The organism is Clostridium tetani (assembly GCF_900167265.1).
Taxonomy (GTDB): domain Bacteria; phylum Bacillota; class Clostridia; order Clostridiales; family Clostridiaceae; genus Clostridium_G; species Clostridium_G tetani.
Genome location: NZ_FUWT01000015.1, coordinates 16,572 through 37,848, shown reverse-complemented (window position 1 = coordinate 37,848; position 21,277 = coordinate 16,572). Strand labels below are relative to the sequence as shown.

Genomic DNA, 21,277 nt, shown 5'->3' with positions numbered 1-21,277 from the left:
TCAGAAAAGAGTATTTTAAAATAAATTATATTTATTATATTACTTCTTTGTTGTAAACCACATTACCATCAATTAATACTGTTTCTGGATAAGAATAGTAATCTAAAGGTTCGCCATTCCATATTATTATATCCGCATCTTTTCCTATTTCTATGCTTCCTATTCTATCTTCTAATCCAAGAATTTTTGCAGCATTTATAGTCATGGCTTTTAATGCCATTTTACGTGATAATCCTTTCTTATACATCATAATAGTTTGTACCATAGTTAATTCTATATTTACTTCAGGGTGTCCAGAGGAAATTGCAAAATTTAAATCATTTTTTTCCATAATACCTGCAATTATTGTATCTCGGTTTCTCACTTCAGGATCTCTTTTTCCACCATATGCAGGACCTATAACACATTTTGTAGAGTATCCTTTTAACTCTTTAGGAATTAAATAGGCTTCACTACATTTATCTACTGTATAATTTAGTTTAAATTCTTCACCTATTCTTATAGCTGTTAATATATCATAAGCCTGATGAGTTGTAAATTTAACTAGCATTCCATCAAATACCCTCATTAAAGAGTGTAATTTTATATCAAATTTAGGTGGATTAACCTTACCTGTTTTATCATTTATAGATAATTGGTATAGTCTATGATACTCTTTAGCTTTTATTAGAATATCTCTAATCATAGCAGCAGAAGCCATTCTAGTTTTCGGCATATTTCCTTTTTTACCATAAATATTTTTTACAGTATTGCCAAGTGAAAACTTAAAAGCAATTTCATCTTTAATTACCATATCATTTACTGTTTTTCCATAAGTTTTAACAGCTGCAAAAGTACCACCTATTAAATTAGATTCTCCTGGTCCTGTAATTACAGTAGTTACTCCTGCTCGTTTTGCCATATCAAATCCCTCATCTGTAGGGTTAATAGCATCTATAGCTCTTAATTGTGGTAATATAGGATCAGTTTCCTCATTAGAATCATCACCATCAAATCTATGAATTTCTTCTTTAATACCTAATTGGCAGTGAGGTTCTACAATTCCTGGTGTAACGAAATTTCCTTTAGCATCAATAATTTTGTAATCTTTATGTTTGCTTATGTCAATTTCATTAGATATTTCAATTATTTTACCATTTTCTATTAGAATATCTTTTCTTTCTTCATATATATCAGCCATATTTAACAGATTACAATTTTTTATAATCAACATCAATCTCGCCCGCCTTTCTTTCATAAACTACTTGTCCATCTATGATAACTATTCCAGCCTCACTCATAGTATCTAATGGATCCACATTCCATATAACAATATCTGCATCTTTACCGATCTCTATGCTTCCAACCCTATCATCTATATCTGTTAGTCTTGCTGCGTTTATAGTAATTCCTTTAAGTGCAGTTTCTTTAGATAGTCCATTTTTTACAAATAGAGCTAACTGCATTAATTGACCTTCTATAGGAATAACAGGATTGTCTGTCATTATGGCAAAATCAATTCCACTTTCTTCAAAAATCCTTGCACATTCTAAATTTTTGTGTTGTAATTCAAGTTTACTTTTTCCACCTGCTGTAGGACCAATTATGCATTGTACACCCTTAGATTTTAATTCATCTACAATAAGATACCCCGCTGTACAGTGATCAATAGTATACCTTAGCCCAAATTCTTCGCAAATTCTAATTGCTGTTAATATATCATCTGATTGATGAGCATGCACTTTTACTCTTAAACCATCAAACACCCTCATTAAACTGTGCATTCCTAAATCATATTTAAATTCAGAAATATTTTTATCAGATTCGGTGTTATTTTTATATTCTTTCCACTTACTATGATATTCCTTAGCTTTAAAAAGATTTTCTCTCATTATAGCAGCATTCATCATTCTAGTTTTTGGAGCTTTTCCTTGTTTGCCATAAAATACTTTTGGGTTTTCACCTAAAGCCATTTTCATGCAAACTTCTTCTTTTATTACACAATCCTTTATATCATTTCCGTAAGTCTTCATAGCTGTAAAAGTACCGCCTATTACGTTGGCACTTCCAGGACCTGTTACAACTGTTGTTACTCCATGTTTTATAGCCACATCATAGGCAACATCCATTGGATCAATAGCATCTATGGCTCTTAATTCTGGAGTTGAAGGATTAGAAGTTTCATTTCCGTCCATTCCTTCTAATGTAGCTGTTCCATAAACTCCCATATGGCAATGGGGGTCTATAAGCCCAGGAGTTACTATTCTACCCTTTGCATCAACTACTTGTACATTTTCTAGTTGTTTTTCATCAATTTCTTTTTCTATTTTAAATATCTTTTTTTTATTTATTAAAATATCATATTTTTCTTTATGAATTCCTACCATGTCTATTAGATTGCAATTTTTAATAAGTAACAATATAATTCATCTCCTTTATAGTCTTTAGTATATTTTAATTATATGAATAGCTATTTATTAGAGAACTCTGTTTATGAAAGAAAGATGTTTGCTCCAGGGCCCAGTGGTATATCAAATGTTACCCATAAAATTAGAAGAAGTGACATTGACAATAAAATACCCAGTGCAAATGGTAGCGTTAGAGCTATAACTGTTCCTATGCCAACAGGCTCGTCTTTCTTTTCATTATACTGCTCCATAATACCAATAACTACCGCTAGTGAAGAGGATATTGGAGAAATAATATTTGTAGCGGAATCTCCAACTCTGAAAGCAACCTGTGAAACTGCTGGAGATAGATTTAACATAGCAAACATAGGTACAAATATTGGTGCAAGTATAAGCCATTTCGACGATCCACTTGTCATAAACATATTTACAAGTGCAACAAGCAAAATAAAGGATAAAAGCAGTGGTATTACACCCATGTTTGCTTTTTCTAATAACTCAGATCCTTTTACTGCCATTACAGTAGTTAATTTACTTTCATTAAAAAACTTGATAAATATAGATGATGGTAAAACAACAACCAAGAATGTTAATGCACCACTTAACGAATTCTTCATAATTTTTGGTATATCTTTTTCGGATGTTATATATTTTATAGTTCTTCCGTAGGTAATACCTACTGTTAAGAAGAAGAAGAAGATTAAAGGTACAATACCAGATATTAATGGGGATTTTGGAAGTATTGTTCCGTCATCTGCTCTTAGTAGACCGTTTTTAGGGATGGATAAAGCTAATATAATGATAATATAAATTATTGTAGCTATGCCTGCATTAGAAAGACCTTTCTTTTCTAAATCTGTTAATTCATGTGCAGCTAAGTCCTTATCTTCTAAAGTTCCTGAACCTGAATCTAATTTTGGAATAATGTATTTTTCTGCTATTAATGTTACAACGCCAGTAACTATAAATGTTGCAGTAGCCATAAAGTAATAGTTTATTAATGGATGAATAGGAGTTGTAATTCTAGCAGCTTCTGCAGCTGATTCACTGATACCAGATAATAGAGCATCTGTTCCTGCTACAAAAAGATTTGCGGTGAATCCACCAGACCCAGCAGCAAATCCTATGATAATACCAATATAAGGATTTCTACCTAAAGACTTAAATAAAATTGCACCTATTGTTGCTGTGAATATCATACCTGCATCAGATGCTATGTTAGCATTTACTCCAACGAAAGCTAACACTGCAGTTATTAAAAAGGAGGGAGCACTTAATAAAGTTTTTCTCATAAGTGCATTTATAAATCCTGTTTCTTCTACAAAACCAATTCCCATCATCATAATCATTAGTAATCCTAATGGTGGAAATTCAATAAAAGTTTTAGTAAAGTCAGTTAAAAATGATTTGAATTGTTCTTTACTAAGCAAATTCACAACTGCAACAGTTGTTTCTTTCATTTCAGCACCATTTTTACCTGCTGCCATATAAGTTACAGAAACTCCCATTGAAGATAATACAAAAGATAATACACATATAATTATAATTAAGTAAAGAAATAGGGTAAAGGGTGTAGGTAGTTTATTTCCTGCAACTTCTACACCTTGTATAAATCGGTCAAATAGTGATCTTTTCTTTTCTTTAGCCATGTCTATTCTCTCCTTTTATACTTTTTTATTTTGCTTCTAATAGTTTGTAAATTTATTCCTCTCACAAATTAAACCCTCCTTTCATTTATATAATTTTTAATAAATCTAAATAGATAGAAAAGTTTGAAAATAAAATCTATAATAAAATTTTATCAGAATAACGTTTATATGACAATAGAATTATTTAAATAATTTTACTTTTATGTTACATACTATATTTAAAACTAATGTTTTCTAATATGGATATTTAATATATCTTATTTCCATTTAATATTTTTAGTACTACCTATAATTATGTGCAATAAAAGCCTTTTATTTCTGAAAATTAAAAATTAATTGAGTAAAAAATAATTTATTAATTTAATGATATAATAATTTCTATATGGATTAAGACTAAAAGAATAGTTAGAATATAAATCAGGAGGAGTTGTTGAAAAATGAAAAAAGGATATATAGCAGGTAAATTATTTAAAGAGGGGGATATACGACAAAGATTATATGAGGAAGAATCTTTAAAAAAAGAAATATCTAATGTAAAGTGGCATAATCCTATAAATGATCCTGAAGCAAATGATAAATCTAAGGTGCCAACAGCAGAGACTATATTTAATAATGACTGTAAAAAAGTATTAGAATCAAATTATATAGTAGCAGAGCTTGATGATGAAGATCCAGGAACTATAGCAGAATTATTTATTGCATGGACAGTAAATTATTTCTATGAGTTATTTGAAGAAGGATATACTTTAGAAGAAATAAAGGAAAAAATACCATATAAAGATATATACTGCCATTTGAGTGATATAAGGCAAGATAGCAAGGGATATGAGGGTATAAGATTACCTTGGGGAATAAATCAATTTGTAATAGGTGGATTAATAAATAATGGGAAAATAATGAGTAATTTTAAAGATATAGTAGAAGATATATCTAATAAAGAGAAATAAATTTTAAATAAGAAAAACAGATTATATTTTAAAGCAGATAGTGATAGAATATATATTAAGAATTAATATAAAAAAATAACTTAGTGAGGAGATAAATTTTATGGGGACAATGAATTTTTATACTAAGAAGGAGGAAATAGCAAATGCTATTACTCATGGAATAGGGGTTATATTTTCTATTGTGGCGTTAGTCTTATTAGTGGTTTTTGCCACGAAATATAAAGATGCTTGGTATACTGTAAGTTATAGTATCTATGGTTCAACCTTAATAATACTATATATGTGTTCAACTCTTTATCATAGTTTTACCAATGAAAAAGTTAAAAAGATATTTAGAAAATTTGATCATTCATCTATATTCTTACTTATAGCAGGAACCTATACCCCTTTTACTTTAACAATACTTAGGGGAAAATTAGGTTGGTCTATTTTAGGAATTATTTGGGTAATAACTATAGTAGGTATAGTATTAAAAATAGTTTGTTTTGAAAAAATGGAAAAGGTATCTACATTTTTATACATAGCTATGGGATGGGTAATTGTAGTAGCATTGAAAAGTATAATTTCTTCTCTACCAGTTAAAGGAATAGTTCTTTTAATAGCAGGTGGATTAATATATACAGTAGGATGTATATTTTATGCTAAGGATAAAATACCGTATAACCACGCAATATGGCATGTATTTGTGTTAGGTGGAAGTGTATGTCATTTCTTTTCCATACTTTTATACCTTTAATTATATATATAAGTTTATAGGGGGATGTATTTTAATTATGTTAAATTTAGAATTGATATTAGCAGATATAATAAAATTTGGAGCTAAATATGCTAAGGATTTTGATTTAGAAGAGGTAGAATTTGATAATAAATTTAGGGAGTATTGTAAAGAAAATCTTTGTGGACATTATGGGACAAACTGGATGTGTCCTCCCGGGGTAGGAGAAATAGAAGATTTAAAAAAGGAAGTAATGAACTTTAAAAAGGGTATAATATACCAAACAATTCATCCTGTAAAAAATATAAGGGATAGAGCAGAAACAGATGTGATTAGGGACAAGCATAATAATTTTACAAAAGAATTAACAGAAAACTTGAGAGAAAAATACATAGATTTAGAATTTTTCCCTATGGGTGCAGGACCCTGTGAATTATGCACAACTTGTGGATATCTTAAAGGTGAAAAGTGTATTTATCCACAGAAAGCTATATCTTCCGCTGAAGCATATGGAATAAATTTGGGGAGCCTTTTAAAAAGCTGTAGTTTGCAATTTAATTATTCAGATGATAGTCTTGCCTATGTAGGAGTATTGTTAATAAAATAACGTTAAATAAAAATGATTAAAACATATTATATATGTTTTAATCATTTTTATTTATGTTGTTTATTGCTAAACTATTTTAGTTGTCCAATTTTCGCAATTCCAAACATCGGTTACTATGTCCTGATAGAATTCAGGTTCGTGGCAAATAAGAAGAACACTTCCTTTATAGGCTTTAATTGCTCTTTTAAGTTCTTCTTTTGCATCTACATCTAAATGATTTGTAGGCTCATCTAAAACAAGGAAATTAGTTTCTTTATTAATTAATTTACATAATCTAACTTTAGCTTGTTCTCCACCACTTAATACAAGTACCTTACTTTCTATATGTTTAGTAGTTAATCCACATTTTGCAAGAGCTGCACGAACTTCGTATTGAGTAAAAGATGGAAATTCACTCCAAACTTCTTCTATACAAGTGTTATAATTAGCTTTTTTTATCTCCTGCTCAAAGTATCCTATATTTAGATAATCACCTAAGGTAGCATGACCTGATATTGGTTTTATTTCACCTAAAATACTTTTTAAAAGAGTAGTTTTTCCAAGACCGTTAGCTCCAACAAGAGCTATTTTTTCACCACGTTCCATATGAAGATTTAGTGGTTTAGATAAAGCTTCATTATAACCTATAACTAGATCCTTTGTTTCAAAAAGCATTTTGCCAGAGGTTCTACCTTCTTTAAAGTTAAATTCAGGTTTTGGTTTATCTTTAGGTAGTTCTATTAAGTCCATTTTATCTAATTTTTTCTGTCTTGACATTGCCATATTTCGGGTAGATACTCTAGCCTTGTTTCTTGAAACAAAATCCTTAAGTTCTTGAATTTCTTGTTGCTGTTTTTTATATGCAGCTTCTAACTGTTGTTTTTTAGCTTCGTAAACCTTCAAAAAGTCATCATAATTTCCAACATAACGATTAAGTTCTCCATTTTCCATATGATATATAAGGTTAATTACACTATTTAAGAATGGTATATCGTGAGAAATCAAAATAAATGCATTTTCATAATCCTGCAAATAACGTTTTAACCATTCAATATGTTGTTCATCTAAGTAATTTGTAGGCTCATCTAAAAGAAGTATATCTGGTTTTTCAAGAAGTAATTTTGCTAATAAAATCTTAGTTCTTTGACCACCACTAAGGTCTTGCACATCTTTATCCAAGCCTATATCAGCAATTCCCATGCCCCTTGCAACTTCATCAATTTTGGCATCAATAATATAGAAATCATTATTAGTTAAAATGTCTTGAATAGTACCCATATCTTCTAATAATAATTCTAACTCATCTGAATTAGCAGTACCCATTTTATCACATATTTCATTCATTTCTTTTTCTAAGTCAAATAAATATTTAAAAGCGGTTTTTAAAAATTCACGTATAGTTGTGCCAGACTTTAAAACTGTATGTTGATCTAAATAGCCTACTCTAACACGTTTAGACCACTCAATAACTCCTTCATCAGGCTCTAGATTTCCAGTTATTATATTCATAAAACTAGATTTACCCTCACCATTTGCGCCAACAAGACCAATATGTTCCCCTTTTAAAAGGTTGAAAGATACATCATTAAAAATAGCTCTATCACCAAAGCCATGTGTAAGATTTTCAACTGATAAAATACTCATTTTTTAATCCTTTCTGTATAAAATAATTTGTTTAATTTCTAAATATATATAAAAGATTATATAGGATTAGGGAAGTTTTTAAAAGAGAAACTTTTAGAGTAGGTTGATTTCAAATTAATATGATAATATACTAGGAATGATATTAGTTCAATTAAATAAAAATGAGTAGTATGTCTAAATGTTTTAGGAGGAGATAAATTGGATAAAAACATAGAATGGTATATAGATAAAAAAGTACAAAGAACTATTGAAAATTTAGAAAAACATAATATAGAGGCATTTTATGTAAAAGATGAAGATGAGCTTAAAAAAAATATAGATGAAATGATACCTAAAGGGGTTATTGTTACTGCTGGAGACTCAATGACCCTTTTAGAAACAGGGGTCATTGATATGTTAAGAAATGATAAATATATTTATTTGGACAAACATAAAGAAGGCATTACAAGTGAAGAAAAAAAGAATATATATAATAAAAGTTTTACTGCGCACACTTATTTAAGTAGTACCAATGCCTTAACAGAAAGTGGAGAGCTTTATAATATAGATGGAAATGGCAGTAGAGTAGCTGCAATGATATATGGTCCAGAACAAGTCATCATTGTAGCAGGCATAAATAAAATAGTAGATAACTTAGAAGAGGCCGAAAAAAGAGTTAGAAATTATGCAGCACCATTAGATGCAAAAAGATTAGGAAAAAATACACCTTGTGCTAAAATTGGATATTGTGTAGATTGTAAAAGTTCAGAGAGAATTTGTAATTACTTTACAGTAATAAAAGGTCAGTTCAAAAGTAGAATAAAAGTGATTATTGTAAATAAACATTTAGGATATTAATATAGCCAATAAAAAGTCTGATATGGATTTAGGATATCTAAAATATAAGTAAAAAATTTAGAGGGTATTTTTAAAATAACCTCTAAATTGTTTGGAAATCACGATTTATTCTATTTACTACTTATACTCTTTGAATTACACCACAAGCCAATCTTCTACCAGAATCACCAGCAGGTTGAGTTCTATAATCATCGGGACTTTCATGAATTATTATGGACTTACCAAGAATATCTTTTACCTTAAATTTATTGGTGAAAAAACACATAAAAGAATAACCATTGTTTGAGAAAATTACTGGGAAATCTCCAGCATGATTCCCATGGGGTTGATTTGTAGGATTCCAATGTCCACCTGCTGATTTAAAAGGATCTTTAGGATCACCTATGTTACAATTGCCGAATTCATGGATGTGAAAACCATGAGGTCCTACAGGAGGATTATTTCCAGAAGCAGGTTTATATGGAGGAAGGCCATTAATTGTTATACAAACCTTACAGCCACCAGGTACATCAGTGAAGTAAACCATACCTCTTATTGAAGGAGCTAAAGGACCACCCTTTATAGCACAATATGCAAAAGCCATAAAAATACCTCTTTCTTATAATATTTACACACTTATTATAATATGTATTTATATATATAATTGTGAAAACTATAAAGTAAGGGGACGGATCTTTAAATTAAAGTACCGTCCCCTTATTTTTACATAACATTTGTAATTGAAGCATCTTCAAAAAAGGTATTAACATTGTATAGAATTAAAGTATCTTCTATACCTTCAGATTTTATTAATTCATTTAAATCTTTATCATAATATCTCAAATCTACCATATATATTTCACCATAATGAGAAGTTAAAAATGGTACAAGACAATTTGCATAAGAATCCTTTATCACCAAAAGTTTTTTACCTTTAATATCACCTTGTACTTTTGTTTTTATCTTAACTAACGGGTGGTTACTATCAAAAAATACCGCATATTTATCTTTTTCATTGAGTTTTTCTTTATCATAAAAAGAACTTAAAGTTTTATTAGTATCTGAATACCAAACTTCATAGTTTATATCCTCTATATTCTTAGGAATATAAGATTGTATTTTATCATAATCTAAATTCCTAAAACCACCCTTAGAATAAAGGGAACCTAAAAAATTATTAGATAAATCTTTTATATTAAAATCATCTTTTTTTAGTGGGGTAAATCCCATATGTTTTCCTAAAGTTTCATATCCATAATAAGCTCCATTGGTTGTCCAGTGATGATCAGTTTTATAATATATGTACTCATGTTTTTTAGAGTTAAGTATTTCATAAGTAGATATAAAAGATATATTTTTATCTAATTTTTCACCCATAATATTTATATATTTTAACTGATTTTCTGTTGAAGCAAAATTAGGAAGCTTATCTTCATATATTTTTATTGAAGTTGGCACTAACATAAAATAAGTATTTACATTTTTATTAGATTTAGCAAAAGTATTTATAGCTTTAACGATTTTATCTACAACTTTATCATTGGGAGTCTTAAAATCTTGAAGAAGATATCCATCTTTACCTAAAAAAACTCCGTTACTTTCCTTTTTGCCAATAAATTTTTCCACATTAGATTTAATTCCAATCCAAAAATCTCTTAATGGAAATTGGTCAGAAATATATTTTTCAAAATTCTTAGTAAATTTACCATTAGATATAAGAGATAATGATATTTTAGGTTTTTGTTCAAGTCTTCTATTTTCAGAAGATGAAAACTCTTTAATAGGAGTCATAAAACTTAAAATCACCATAATACTAATAAATATAAGAAATAGCATAGCCATGATTTTATTCATGGTGGCTTTAATTTGCCTCAAAGATAACACTCCTTCATTTAGAATTTAAAGTAAAGAAAAGGATTATAAGTTTCATTTACTAAATAAGTAGTACATAAGAAAATCAAAATTAAATAGATTATTGGAACTATTAATTTAGAAAAGGATCTTAGTTTTATATTGTAAATAAATCTTTGAAATAACTTTTTAGGTAATGGTGTAGAAAAGATTATTGCCAACATAAATAAGAATAAATTTGTATATAAATAGTAAATGCTTTGATTATCTATTAAAGGGTTAGAGCCCATGCCGAACATAGTTTTTATATATGAAAACATTAAACTAGTATTTTCAAATTCAAATATTGCCCAACCTACAATTAGAATAATTAAAGTGTAAAAATGACTTATAAATTTGGGAATTTTATTTAGCCATTTTAAAATAAAGACCTTTTCTAAGGTAATAAATACTCCAAAATATAGTCCCCATATTATAAAGTTCCAGTTTGAACCATGCCAAAAGCCAGTTAAAAACCAAACTATAAATAAGTTTCTATATTGTCTAATAGCCCCCGTCCTATTACCACCAAGAGGAATATACACATATTCCCTAAACCAAGAACCTAAAGATATATGCCACCTTCTCCAAAATTCAGTAACACTTCTGGATATGTATGGGTAATTAAAGTTTTCCATAAGTTCAAATCCAAAAAATTTTCCAAGACCAATGGCCATATCAGAATATCCGCTAAAATCAAAATATATTTGAAGAGTAAAAGCTATTATTCCAAGCCAAGCTGAAAATATAGATAGCTCAGTAAATGATGTAGCTTTTACAGTTGTCCAAAGTAGTCCCAAATTATTAGCCAGAAGAACTTTCTTAGAAAGTCCTCTAATAAAATAACTAACACCATCTCCAAATTTATCTAAACTTTCTTTTCTATTATCTAATTGCTTATTAATATCTCCATACTTGACTATAGGTCCTGCAACTAATTGAGGAAACATAGTTACATAGGTGCTAAAAGAAATTATATTCTTTTGCACTGGTACTTTTTCAAGATAAACATCAATTACATAAGAAAGAGTTTGGAAAGTATAAAAAGATATACCTACAGGTAAAGGTAGTTTTTTTACATTTATATTCATAGAAAATAAATTATTTATATTATCTATGAAAAATCCATAATATTTAAAAAAACACAAAATACCTAAATTAACCATTACAGATAGTATAAAAAGGGCAAGAGATGTTCCCTTGCGATTTTTATATTTATCAATAAAAAGAGAAGAAAAATAACTAAATACAGTAGTAAACATCATTAAAAATATGTATATAGGTTCTCCCCAAGCATAAAATATAAGACTTGCTATGAGTAGAATTAAGTTTCTTAACTTTTTAGGGGATATATAATAAGTAAGTAAGGTTATTGGTAAAAATACAAAAATAAAAACTAAGCTGCTAAAAACCAAAATTTATTCCTCTTTTCTAATGTGATTTTTATTTAAATGATTCATCAAATATTTTTTCAACTTTATCCACATCTTTAGATATAGTAAAAAATATGTAATTATCTTTTGTTTTTAATACATTTTTTTCTATAAGAAAATATTCATCTGGTAAGTAATCCTTAAAGCTTGAGGATTGCTTGTCTAATCTTTCGGTAAAATTCTTTTTAAAATCTTCAACTTTTTTAGCATCCTTTACTTTAACTATAGCTATTTCACTAGCTTTTATATTTGATTTAGGAACATATAGAAAAAATTCTTCTATATCATCGGATTTAATTTTATATAGTTTTTCTAGTTTAGCTTCATCTCCAGAGTTCATATCTGATAGATCTACTTCTTTTTCTATTTTTGTACCTATTTCTTTAATAGATACATTCTTAGCATCTGAGCTCTTAGAACAACCAGTAAAAGTGGCAACCATAAAACTAATAACTAAAAGTGGCATTAAAATTTTTTTGAAGTTTTTCATATTAAACATTGTATCAATCTCCTTATATATTATTTTCTTTAATGTAGTTTTCAACATAGCTTAGCAAATATTTATAAAAATCATATTTAAAGTGAATACCATCTTGTTCATATAGATTTTCTCTACCTTGTATAACAGGTAATGTGTTTATATAATTTAAATTATGCTTTTCTGCCATATATTTAATTGCATTATTAAAGGATAAAATTCTTTCGCGGTTTAAAAAGGAGTTTTCTTTTTCAGCACTATTACTTACAGGCAAAATAGATAATATGTATATCTTAGTATTAGGAACATTTTGCCTTATAGTATTTACTAAACTTGAATACTGCTTTATAAATTGATCTTTAGTTAAGTTTTCTTCAAAAAGATCATTGTTACCAAGAAATATAAATAATTTTTTAGGATTTTTAACGACTATATTCGGAACTTCTTTCTGTGCCTTATATAATGTAAGACCTTTTTTAGCAATTACATTATTTGTATCTAAAACTTCATAAAAAGATAATCCCTCAGAAATAGAATCTCCTAAAATTATCGAATCTTTAAAGAAAGTTTTATAGTCGGTAATATTAATATTTAAAGGTTTACTGTCCAAATTAATATTATCCTTTTTAATATCTTTTTCATTACTCTTTTCAGAAGAGGACTTGTCCTCTATTTTAGTTTCTTCAATAGGCTTATCTTTATGAGTCAAATAAGCTGAAGATGATTTTTTAGAATTATTATTAACCCAGATTTTTATTAAAAAAGTAGGAATTGATAATAATATTAGAATAATCAATAAAGAACGAGTAAATTTCTTTTTATTTAGTTTTCTTTTATCATACATTGTCATACCTCCAGAACTTTGCAACAATAAAATTCTCTCTTTTAAGAAGAGAGAAATGTATCTCATATAGAATTTTACTATAATTATATATTATAAGTAGTTACAAAATAATTAATATATAGTTAAAAATAATATATATTTATCTACTTAATATACTACCATATTATAAAGCAATAATTAAATGTGAATTAAGTGGGAAATAGTCAATTTATAATGTAAAAACAAGTAAAATGTTGAATTTGCGTAGAATAATTTATTCACATAATTATAACTATAAAATAAAATGTTAATGGAACAATAAATAGGCAGGTTGTTATATGGAGTTATTAAAACTAGGGAGTAGAGGCCCTAGAGTAAGGGAAGTCCAATCAATATTAAAACAAATGGGATATTATAGAGGAACGGTTGATGGGATATATGGATCTCAAACTGAAGCTGCGGTAAGGAATTTTCAAAAAAATATGGGGCTTATAGCTGATGGAATAGTAGGAGAAAATACTTATAGAGCTTTAGGAAGATATTTATCAGGATATGATGTATACACCATCAGACCTGGAGATACATTTTACAAAATAGCTAAAAAATATAATACAAATTTATATAGTATATTATTAGCAAACCCTAATATAGATCCCTATAATTTACAGGTAGGCAATGAAATAATAGTACCTTATGGTATACCAGTAGTTCAAACAGATATTGATTATACTTATGAAATATTAGAAAGAGATATTAATGGCTTAAAAAGAAGATATCCCTTTATAGAAGTAGGTTCCATAGGAAAAAGTGTTTTAGGAAGAGAGCTTTATTATTTAAAACTAGGAAATGGTCCTAATAAAGTTTTTTATAATGGAGCACATCATTCTTTAGAATGGATTACTACACCTCTTCTTATGAAGTTTGCTGAAAACTTTATAAGAAGTTATGCCTTTGGAGAAGAAATGAGAGGGTATAATATAGGAGATATATGGAGTAGAAGTACAATATATATAGTGCCTATGGTTAATCCAGATGGAGTGGATCTAGTTTTAAATGGCTTAAAAAGAGACAATCCATATTATGATGAGTTAATAGTATGGAATAATGGAAGTACAGATTTTTCAACAAATTGGCAAGCAAATAATAGAGGAGTAGATTTAAATCATAATTACAATGCTTCTTGGCAAAAATCTAAAGATGCTGAAAAAGAATATGGAATATATGGTCCAGGACCTACAAGGTATTCAGGACCATATCCAGAATCAGAGCCAGAAACTCAGGCTATGGTTAAATTTACTAGAGAACATGACTTTAGATTAACACTAGCATATCATAGTCAAGGCGAGGTAATATACTGGCAATATAGCACATTAACACCTCCAGAATCAGAAAGAATAGTAGAAATTTTTGCAGAAGTAAGCGGTTATACGCCAAGTCAAACGGAAGGAATAGCCTCATATGCAGGCTATAAAGATTGGTTTATTGAAGAATTTAGAAGACCTGGTTTTACTATAGAAGTAGGACTTGGTAAAAATCCACTACCTATAAGTCAGTTTGATAAAATTTATGAAGATAATGAAGAACTTTTATTAATAGCATCGGTTATTTAAAAAATAGCAGTACATTTTTTATGTACTGCTACTTTATAATTAACATAAATTTTTATATTGAAGCCCTAATTTATTAGCTACCAAAATAGCATTATATAGTTGTTCCGGGGTTACACCTCCAAGCATATTATGAATAGTTTCCCCTGGTGCACAGGCAGCTTTGGCAACTTTCATTAATTTTTCTTCGTTAATTTCATTAATTCCTATTTCAGCTAAAGTTAAAGGAAGATTAACAGTTACGCAGAATGAAGCAACCTCATTTATTTCCTCCATTGGACTATCTTCAAGAACAAGTTGAACTAAGGTACCAAAGGCAACAATTTCTCCATGCATATATTTTTCGCATTCTTCAAGAAGTGTAAAGGCATTATATACCGAATGGGCTGCAGCAAGACCACCATTTTCAGCTCCTACACCACTTAAATAAGTTGTAGCTTCAATTATCTTTTCCACTGATGGAGTTACAACTTTGTCTTCTACAGATAATTTAGCTTTATAACCATAATCTAAAAGTGTTTCATAACAAAGTTTTGAAAGTGAATATGCAGCCAATGAAATTGATCCACTTACAAGGTTTAATGAATTAGAATTTAAACAAGCTCTTGCTTCAAAATATGTAGCAAGTGCATCGCCCATACCTGCTATCATAAACCTTACTGGTGCTTTTGCAATTACTGTGGTGTCAACAAGAACTACGTCTGGATTTTTTTCATAAAAAAGATATTCTTCAAAATTTCCTTCTTCTGTGTATAGAACAGAAAGAGCTGTACAAGGTGCATCTGTTGCCGCAACTGTTGGAATAATAACAATAGGTAAGTTTCCAAAATGTCCTATAGCCTTAGCAGTATCTAGAGTTCTTCCACCACCTACGCCAACTATTATAGTGCAATTATTTTCTTTTATTTTATCCAGTAATCTATTAATTTCTTTTCTTGTACATTGACCATTAAAGTTTTCAAATACAATGTTACAATTCTTGTTTTCAAAAGCTTTTTCTATTTTACCTTTTGTCATTTCCATAACTATATTATCTGCTATTATGAAATATGAATCTCCAAGAAATGAAGTATGAGTATAAATATCTAAAATAGAATCTGATCCTTGTACGTATCTAGAAGGTGTTCTCATAACTTTTAACATAGTGAAATACTCCTTTACAATTATATTAGTGTATTTTTACGCAATAATTATATAAAAAGTACACTTTAATTTAATTATAGTTTTCTACTATATCGTTTTTTTATTAGGTTTATAGCGTTGAAAAAGTTACCTTTTTTCTTTAATTATAAAGAATTTATAAAGTTTTTAAAAACCATTATAATATAACCTATAATTTAACGTATAGGGAGGGCTTTTCTATGAAGGAAAGAATATTAATAGTGGAAGACGATGAAGAAATAGCTTTATGTATAAAAGAATATGTAGAAAAAACAGGTTATGAAGTTTTGTGGGCATCCACAGGAAAAGAGGGATATGAAGAATTTAAGAGAGAAAATTTTAGTCTTTTAATGATAGATATTATGATGCCAGAAATGGACGGATTAACTCTTTGCAAAAATATAAGACTTACAAGTGATGTACCAATACTTATTATAAGTGCTAAAAATGAAGATGGGTATAAAGTTAAAGGATTAAATATAGGTGCAGATGATTATATTACAAAACCATTTAGTCTAGTAGAACTTCAAGCAAGGTTAGAATCTCATTTAAGAAGATATAGAAGATATAATGGAATAGAAAATAATGAACATATTTTAAAGTTTAAAAGAGGTCTTATAATATACCAAGAAGGAAAATATGTAGAAGTGGATGGAAGAAACATTCATTTAACGTCAAAGGAATTTGAACTACTAATGTTAATGGCTGAAAATCCTAAAAAAACCTTTACAAAAAGTGAACTCTACGAAATTTTATGGGGAGAAAAGGATGTACATGGAAATAATACAGTTACTGTGCACATAAAAGAACTTAGAGAAAAGCTAAAAGAAAATATTAAAAATCCTAACTTTATAGAAACAGTATGGGGAGTAGGATACAAATTTATAGGAGAAGTGTTACCATGAAAATTAAAAATTGGATTACAGTTTCCTATATAACAGTAATGCTCATACCTATTTTAACTGCTGTAATGTTGTTTTCTTGGATAAAAAATTATAATAGAAAAACAGAAATGGAAGATTATATAAAGAATATGCAAACCTTTGAAAAATATGATGAACTATTAAATAATGAAAGGTTATTTAGTTACGCTACTAAAAAATTAAATATAATAGATGAAAAAGACAAAGATAGTATGAGAATTGAGCTTTACGATAAAAATGGAGGAAAGATATATTCCTCTAGTAGTGATGAATACTTTTATCCACTACCTAAAAAACAACTTTATTCAAATCTTTATGAAATAATACATGGTTTTAGAGCAGATACACTAAAAAAACCTGTATTTAAAGATGAGGACTTAATTGGATTTTATGAGATTACCATAATGCGTAATAACATAATTAAAGGAGTAAATGACGCAACTATTAAAGCAATTATTATATTTATTTTAATTTTTCTAACTGTACTATTATGTATGATAAAGTTTATGAATAAAAAATTTAATAACCCCATTCAAATGCTCATTAAAGCCATGAAAGCTTTTCCACTAGGAGAAGAAAGTTCTATAGATTATAAAGCTACTGATGAAATAGGAGAACTTATAAATCATTTTAATTATATGAAGGATGAAATAATAGAGAAAAATAATGAAATAGAAAAACAACAAAAGTCCAAAGAATACATGATAGCTGCTATATCCCATGATTTAAAAACACCTTTAACTTCTATAAGGGCCTATGCAGAACTTATGAATGTAGAAGGAGAAAAAAATAATAAATATGTAAAAGGCATATTAAATAAATGTGACTATATGACCAATATGCTTCAAGACTTATTAATGTACACAATACTTTCATCAAACTATAATATGGAATTTGTAGATGTAGAAGGTGAAGAATTCTTTGAAATGTTATTTTCAGGATATAAAGAACTTTGTAAAAAGAATCATATAAATTATTTATCAGAAATTAAGGTTAATAGAAATTATAAAGTAGATGTAAAACAAATGATAAGACTTGTGGACAACTTAATAGCCAATGCCATAATACATACAGAAAAAGAAAAGTACATTTGCATGGGGGCAATTAGTAGCCAATATGAATTACCAAATTGGGTACAAGGAGATGATAGGGAAAAAATTAATAATTTTAGAAAAGATCATACAGTTATAATTGTAAAAAATCAAGGAGATGAAATATCTAAAGAAAATATAAAAAGAATTATAGAACCTTTTTATAAAGGGGACAACTCTAGAAATAAACGAGGGGGGACGGGACTAGGATTAAGTATAGTGAAATTGATAATAGAAAAACATGGTGGAGAAATAAATATTTTATCAAGTAAAAAGAGAGGAACCTTGATAGTTTGTGTTTTAAAAGAGGAAAGGAATGAATTTTTATGATAAAAAAGAAAATTATGAGTATATTTATGGTGGGTTTAATTGGAGTAACTGCATTAGCAGGATGTGAAGGTAAAAATAGTATTTTACCAGAAGAAATAGTTGCCCATGCTATGGAAGCAAATGATAAAAATAAAACCTATTATGGTGAAAGAAAAATGTTGGTTTATGAAGGAGATAAGGTAGTAGGGGAGAGTAGCGCTAAAGAATGGTTTGATATTTCTAAAGATAAAATCAGAGTAAGAATTGAAGATTATGACAAGAACAATAAACCTAGATTTGTATCTACAAATAATGGAGATAAAGTTATACTTTATATGAAGGATCAAAATAAGGCTTTAACCATGGAAAGTATAGATAGTGGTAGTCTTCCAGTAAAATCTATAAGAGAAGAAACAAAACAGCTTTTAGATATAATAAAGAAAAGTCATGAAATAAAAACTTTAGGAGAAGAAAAAATAAATGGTATGCATACTTATCATTTAAAGGCTACACCAAATGAAGAAAAAAGTATATTAGGAGAACAAGAGCTATGGATAAATAAAGATAATTGGTTTGTAGTTAAAAGCATTTCACAAAGTGCAAATACAAAGATTTCATGCGAATACACAAAACTTGATTTTTCACCTCAAATTAAAGATAGTCTGTTTACACAAGAAATTCCTAAGGGAGTAAAGGTTGAAAAGATGGAGGACATAGGTCCAAAAACAAAGAAAATGGACTTAAAAGCGGTAGAAGATTATTTAGGATGTAGTTTCTTATATTTTAATAAAGAATCAAAAATAGATATAAAGGACATAAACCTACAACAATATGGTAGTAAGGATATTGATAATGAAATTATTATGGAGTATACAAAAGATAACAAACCCTTTTGTAGTATTAGTGTTAGAAAGGACAGAGATAATATTCCAGAAGATACTAAAATGCCTGGTGAGAAGGATATAAATATAAGAGGACAAAAAGGATCAGTTGTGGAAGGAAATATAAATATATTTCTTTGGGCAGAAAACAATGTAAGATACAGTGTAATTTTAAAAGATAATAGCATAAAAGTAGAAGACTTTGCAAAAGTTTTAGATAAAATGAGCTTATATAGTCAATAACTAAGGAGGGTGTTCTGACTTTTTGGTCAGAACACCTTTCATTTTATTTGTGTAGGCTCGTTAAGCTGAGATTAACATCGCTATTTTAGTTAATTTATGAAGCAGTTTGTTCAGAGTTACTGAATACCAAGATTTTATAAGATAACTTTTGATTTATTACATTTAATTTTATATATTTCAGATAGTAATATAAATAATACACTAATCAATATAACATATCTTATAGAATATAGTTTTATTGTTTTAGATAAATCATAATTAAAAAGACCTGTTATAATAGTTATTATAATTTTTGCAACAAAAACTATTGGGACTACAAACGGAAATGATTTCAGGGCTGATTAAATATAAAACTTTTGGATTCATTATATTCATTTATTATTGAGTCACAAAACTTTTTATAATCTTCACCAATAAATAAGTCTATACTTTTGTTTTCTAGCTGTCATTGAAGCATCATATCTAATAACTGTTGAAAAAACTCTTCTTTTTTAAAAGAGCTTAATGTACTATTTTTCATATACTCCTCTATTTCTTTAAATATAGTATGATTTTTTTATTTAACTTTTTCTCTTCTTTAGTTCTTATTTTTAAAAGTTTTAACTCCAAAAACATAGTTACCCTTCCAATACATTTTCAACATTTTTTTTAATATTATACCAAGTGGTTATAAACTCACTTAATTCATCTTTACCTTCATTAGTAAGATAATAATATTTTCTCATAGGACCTAATGGAGATGGTTTCATAAGAGAGTGTAGAAGTCTTTTTTTTTCTAATCTTATAAGAATAGGATATACACTGCCTTCTGTTACTTCTTCAAATCCAAATTCTATCAATTTTTCACATATTTCATAACCATAAGTTTCGTTTTTGCTTATGATTTTTAATATACATCCTTCTAATATACCCTTTAACATTTGAGTACTTCGTGCCATAAAACCACCTACTTTGCATTACATAATAGCTTATATGAAAATCATACTACCACTACTATGTAATGTCAAGTAGTATAATTATTAGAAGTTTTGATAAACTATAATTTTTGATATAATGATTTAGTAGAGATAAAAACACAGTTCGGTTGGTAGTCCGAACCTATTTGATTTTTAAATAGCAGTAACCTGCCCTCCTGGGGTTGTCCATTCTCTATGATTAAATTAATTTTAACAGGAGGAATTTTAAAATGAAAACTAGTATTGAATTAACAGTATTTTTTGAGGATACATTTTGGGTAGGAGTATTTGAAAGAGTTTATGAAGGTAAGTATGAAGTTTCAAGAGTTACATTTGGTTCTGAACCTAAAGATTATGAAGTTTATGATTTTATATTAAAAAACTTTAATGATTTAAGATTTAGTAATTCACTATCTAGTAATTTACTTAAAGATAAAAAAATAAATCCTAAAAGACTTCAAAGAAAAATCAAAAAAGAGACGAAAAATATGGGAGTAGGTACCCAAGCACAAATTGCTATAAAATTGCAATATGAAGAAAAGAAGATAGAGAGAAAAAAGGTTTCAAAAGAAAAAAAAGAAGCAGAAAAAAAGATGAAATTTAAACTAAGACAAGAAAAGAAATTAAGAAAACATAAGGGGCATTAATATTAACTAGAGCTCATTAAATAAAGGTTTTCTGACTTTGATCAGAAAACCTTTATTTAATGAACAAGTAACAGTTTAGGGGGCATATAGG

20 protein-coding genes are annotated in these 21,277 nt (G+C 28.1%); 9 read left to right on the top strand and 11 right to left on the bottom strand.

Annotated elements, in window-relative coordinates:
- Window positions 1-34: 34 nt before the first annotated feature.
- The 3 genes from B5D21_RS11180 to B5D21_RS11170 all read right to left on the bottom strand — a co-directional run bounded on the left by B5D21_RS11180 (window position 35) and on the right by B5D21_RS11170 (window position 4,036).
- Entirely contained in the window at window positions 35-1,180 is a 1,146-nt protein-coding gene (locus tag B5D21_RS11180; RefSeq protein ID WP_242844264.1) for an amidohydrolase, read from the bottom strand.
- A gap of 10 nt (window positions 1,181-1,190) precedes the next feature.
- Complete coding sequence (locus B5D21_RS11175; RefSeq protein WP_011098865.1) at window positions 1,191-2,399, bottom strand: amidohydrolase; 1,209 nt, start codon at window positions 2,397-2,399, stop codon at window positions 1,191-1,193.
- 71 nt (window positions 2,400-2,470) lie between these two features.
- Window positions 2,471-4,036 (bottom strand): AbgT family transporter, encoded by a 1,566-nt coding sequence (locus B5D21_RS11170; RefSeq protein WP_011098866.1) that lies wholly within the window; start codon window positions 4,034-4,036, stop codon window positions 2,471-2,473.
- 437 nt (window positions 4,037-4,473) lie between these two features.
- On the opposite strand from B5D21_RS11170, the gene B5D21_RS11165 reads away from it, so the two are divergent.
- From B5D21_RS11165 to B5D21_RS11155, 3 genes are all read left to right on the top strand, one after another.
- The gene (locus B5D21_RS11165) at window positions 4,474-4,983 is read left to right on the top strand and encodes a TIR domain-containing protein (RefSeq protein ID WP_011098867.1); all 510 of its coding nucleotides are present in this window, start codon (window positions 4,474-4,476) and stop codon (window positions 4,981-4,983) included.
- 100 nt (window positions 4,984-5,083) lie between these two features.
- A complete protein-coding gene (gene trhA / locus B5D21_RS11160; RefSeq protein WP_011098868.1) occupies window positions 5,084-5,719 on the top strand; it encodes a PAQR family membrane homeostasis protein TrhA in 636 nt (211 codons plus the stop codon).
- A 37-nt stretch (window positions 5,720-5,756) separates the two neighbouring features.
- The gene (locus B5D21_RS11155; protein ID WP_035110728.1) at window positions 5,757-6,305 is read left to right on the top strand and encodes a DUF2284 domain-containing protein; all 549 of its coding nucleotides are present in this window, start codon (window positions 5,757-5,759) and stop codon (window positions 6,303-6,305) included.
- A gap of 66 nt (window positions 6,306-6,371) precedes the next feature.
- Here the strand turns inward: B5D21_RS11155 and B5D21_RS11150 are convergent, their stop codons facing one another.
- Window positions 6,372-7,928: an ABC-F family ATP-binding cassette domain-containing protein gene (locus tag B5D21_RS11150; RefSeq protein ID WP_011098870.1), complete on the bottom strand. Its 1,557-nt coding sequence runs from the start codon at window positions 7,926-7,928 to the stop codon at window positions 6,372-6,374.
- Between the two features lie 198 nt (window positions 7,929-8,126).
- Here B5D21_RS11150 and B5D21_RS11145 point away from each other — a divergent pair, with 198 nt between their 5' ends.
- Window positions 8,127-8,765, top strand: a complete 639-nt coding sequence (locus B5D21_RS11145) for a lactate utilization protein (protein WP_011098871.1) — start codon at window positions 8,127-8,129, stop codon at window positions 8,763-8,765.
- A 121-nt stretch (window positions 8,766-8,886) separates the two neighbouring features.
- On the opposite strand, the gene B5D21_RS11140 is transcribed toward B5D21_RS11145, so the two are convergent.
- From B5D21_RS11140 to B5D21_RS11120, 5 genes are all read right to left on the bottom strand, one after another.
- Complete coding sequence (locus B5D21_RS11140; protein WP_011098872.1) at window positions 8,887-9,348, bottom strand: superoxide dismutase family protein; 462 nt, start codon at window positions 9,346-9,348, stop codon at window positions 8,887-8,889.
- A 119-nt stretch (window positions 9,349-9,467) separates the two neighbouring features.
- Window positions 9,468-10,628, bottom strand: coding sequence for a DHHW family protein (locus tag B5D21_RS11135; protein WP_011098873.1), 1,161 nt, complete (start codon window positions 10,626-10,628; stop codon window positions 9,468-9,470).
- An 8-nt stretch (window positions 10,629-10,636) separates the two neighbouring features.
- Window positions 10,637-12,049 carry an MBOAT family O-acyltransferase gene (locus B5D21_RS11130; protein WP_011098874.1) on the bottom strand — a complete coding sequence of 471 codons (1,413 nt, stop codon included), beginning with the start codon at window positions 12,047-12,049 and terminating at the stop codon, window positions 10,637-10,639.
- 28 nt (window positions 12,050-12,077) lie between these two features.
- Complete coding sequence (locus tag B5D21_RS11125; protein ID WP_023437423.1) at window positions 12,078-12,566, bottom strand: DUF4358 domain-containing protein; 489 nt, start codon at window positions 12,564-12,566, stop codon at window positions 12,078-12,080.
- 13 nt (window positions 12,567-12,579) lie between these two features.
- Window positions 12,580-13,389, bottom strand: a complete 810-nt coding sequence (locus B5D21_RS11120) for a GDSL-type esterase/lipase family protein (protein WP_052042360.1) — start codon at window positions 13,387-13,389, stop codon at window positions 12,580-12,582.
- Between the two features lie 317 nt (window positions 13,390-13,706).
- Here B5D21_RS11120 and B5D21_RS11115 point away from each other — a divergent pair, with 317 nt between their 5' ends.
- Window positions 13,707-14,978 carry a M14 family metallopeptidase gene (locus tag B5D21_RS11115; protein ID WP_011098877.1) on the top strand — a complete coding sequence of 424 codons (1,272 nt, stop codon included), beginning with the start codon at window positions 13,707-13,709 and terminating at the stop codon, window positions 14,976-14,978.
- 39 nt (window positions 14,979-15,017) lie between these two features.
- Here the strand turns inward: B5D21_RS11115 and B5D21_RS11110 are convergent, their stop codons facing one another.
- The gene (locus tag B5D21_RS11110; protein ID WP_011098878.1) at window positions 15,018-16,118 is read right to left on the bottom strand and encodes a glycerol dehydrogenase; all 1,101 of its coding nucleotides are present in this window, start codon (window positions 16,116-16,118) and stop codon (window positions 15,018-15,020) included.
- Window positions 16,119-16,336: 218 nt separating this feature from the next.
- Between B5D21_RS11110 and B5D21_RS11105 the strand changes: the two genes are divergently transcribed.
- From B5D21_RS11105 to B5D21_RS11095, 3 genes are read left to right on the top strand one after another with little or no spacing between them, the layout of a single operon-like run.
- Window positions 16,337-17,041, top strand: coding sequence for a response regulator transcription factor (locus B5D21_RS11105; RefSeq protein WP_011098879.1), 705 nt, complete (start codon window positions 16,337-16,339; stop codon window positions 17,039-17,041).
- Complete coding sequence (locus B5D21_RS11100; protein WP_035110736.1) at window positions 17,038-18,480, top strand: HAMP domain-containing sensor histidine kinase; 1,443 nt, start codon at window positions 17,038-17,040, stop codon at window positions 18,478-18,480. The genes B5D21_RS11105 and B5D21_RS11100 overlap by 4 nt, the downstream gene beginning before the upstream one ends.
- The gene (locus B5D21_RS11095; protein ID WP_011098881.1) at window positions 18,477-19,583 is read left to right on the top strand and encodes a LolA family protein; all 1,107 of its coding nucleotides are present in this window, start codon (window positions 18,477-18,479) and stop codon (window positions 19,581-19,583) included. Before B5D21_RS11100 ends, B5D21_RS11095 begins: the two co-directional genes overlap by 4 nt.
- A 617-nt stretch (window positions 19,584-20,200) precedes the next feature.
- Here the strand turns inward: B5D21_RS11095 and B5D21_RS11090 are convergent.
- Window positions 20,201-20,521, bottom strand: a complete 321-nt coding sequence (locus tag B5D21_RS11090) for a PadR family transcriptional regulator (RefSeq protein WP_011098882.1) — start codon at window positions 20,519-20,521, stop codon at window positions 20,201-20,203.
- 248 nt (window positions 20,522-20,769) lie between these two features.
- On the opposite strand from B5D21_RS11090, the gene B5D21_RS11085 reads away from it, so the two are divergent.
- Window positions 20,770-21,186, top strand: a complete 417-nt coding sequence (locus tag B5D21_RS11085) for a YjdF family protein (RefSeq protein WP_011098883.1) — start codon at window positions 20,770-20,772, stop codon at window positions 21,184-21,186.
- Window positions 21,187-21,277 lie beyond the last annotated feature (91 nt).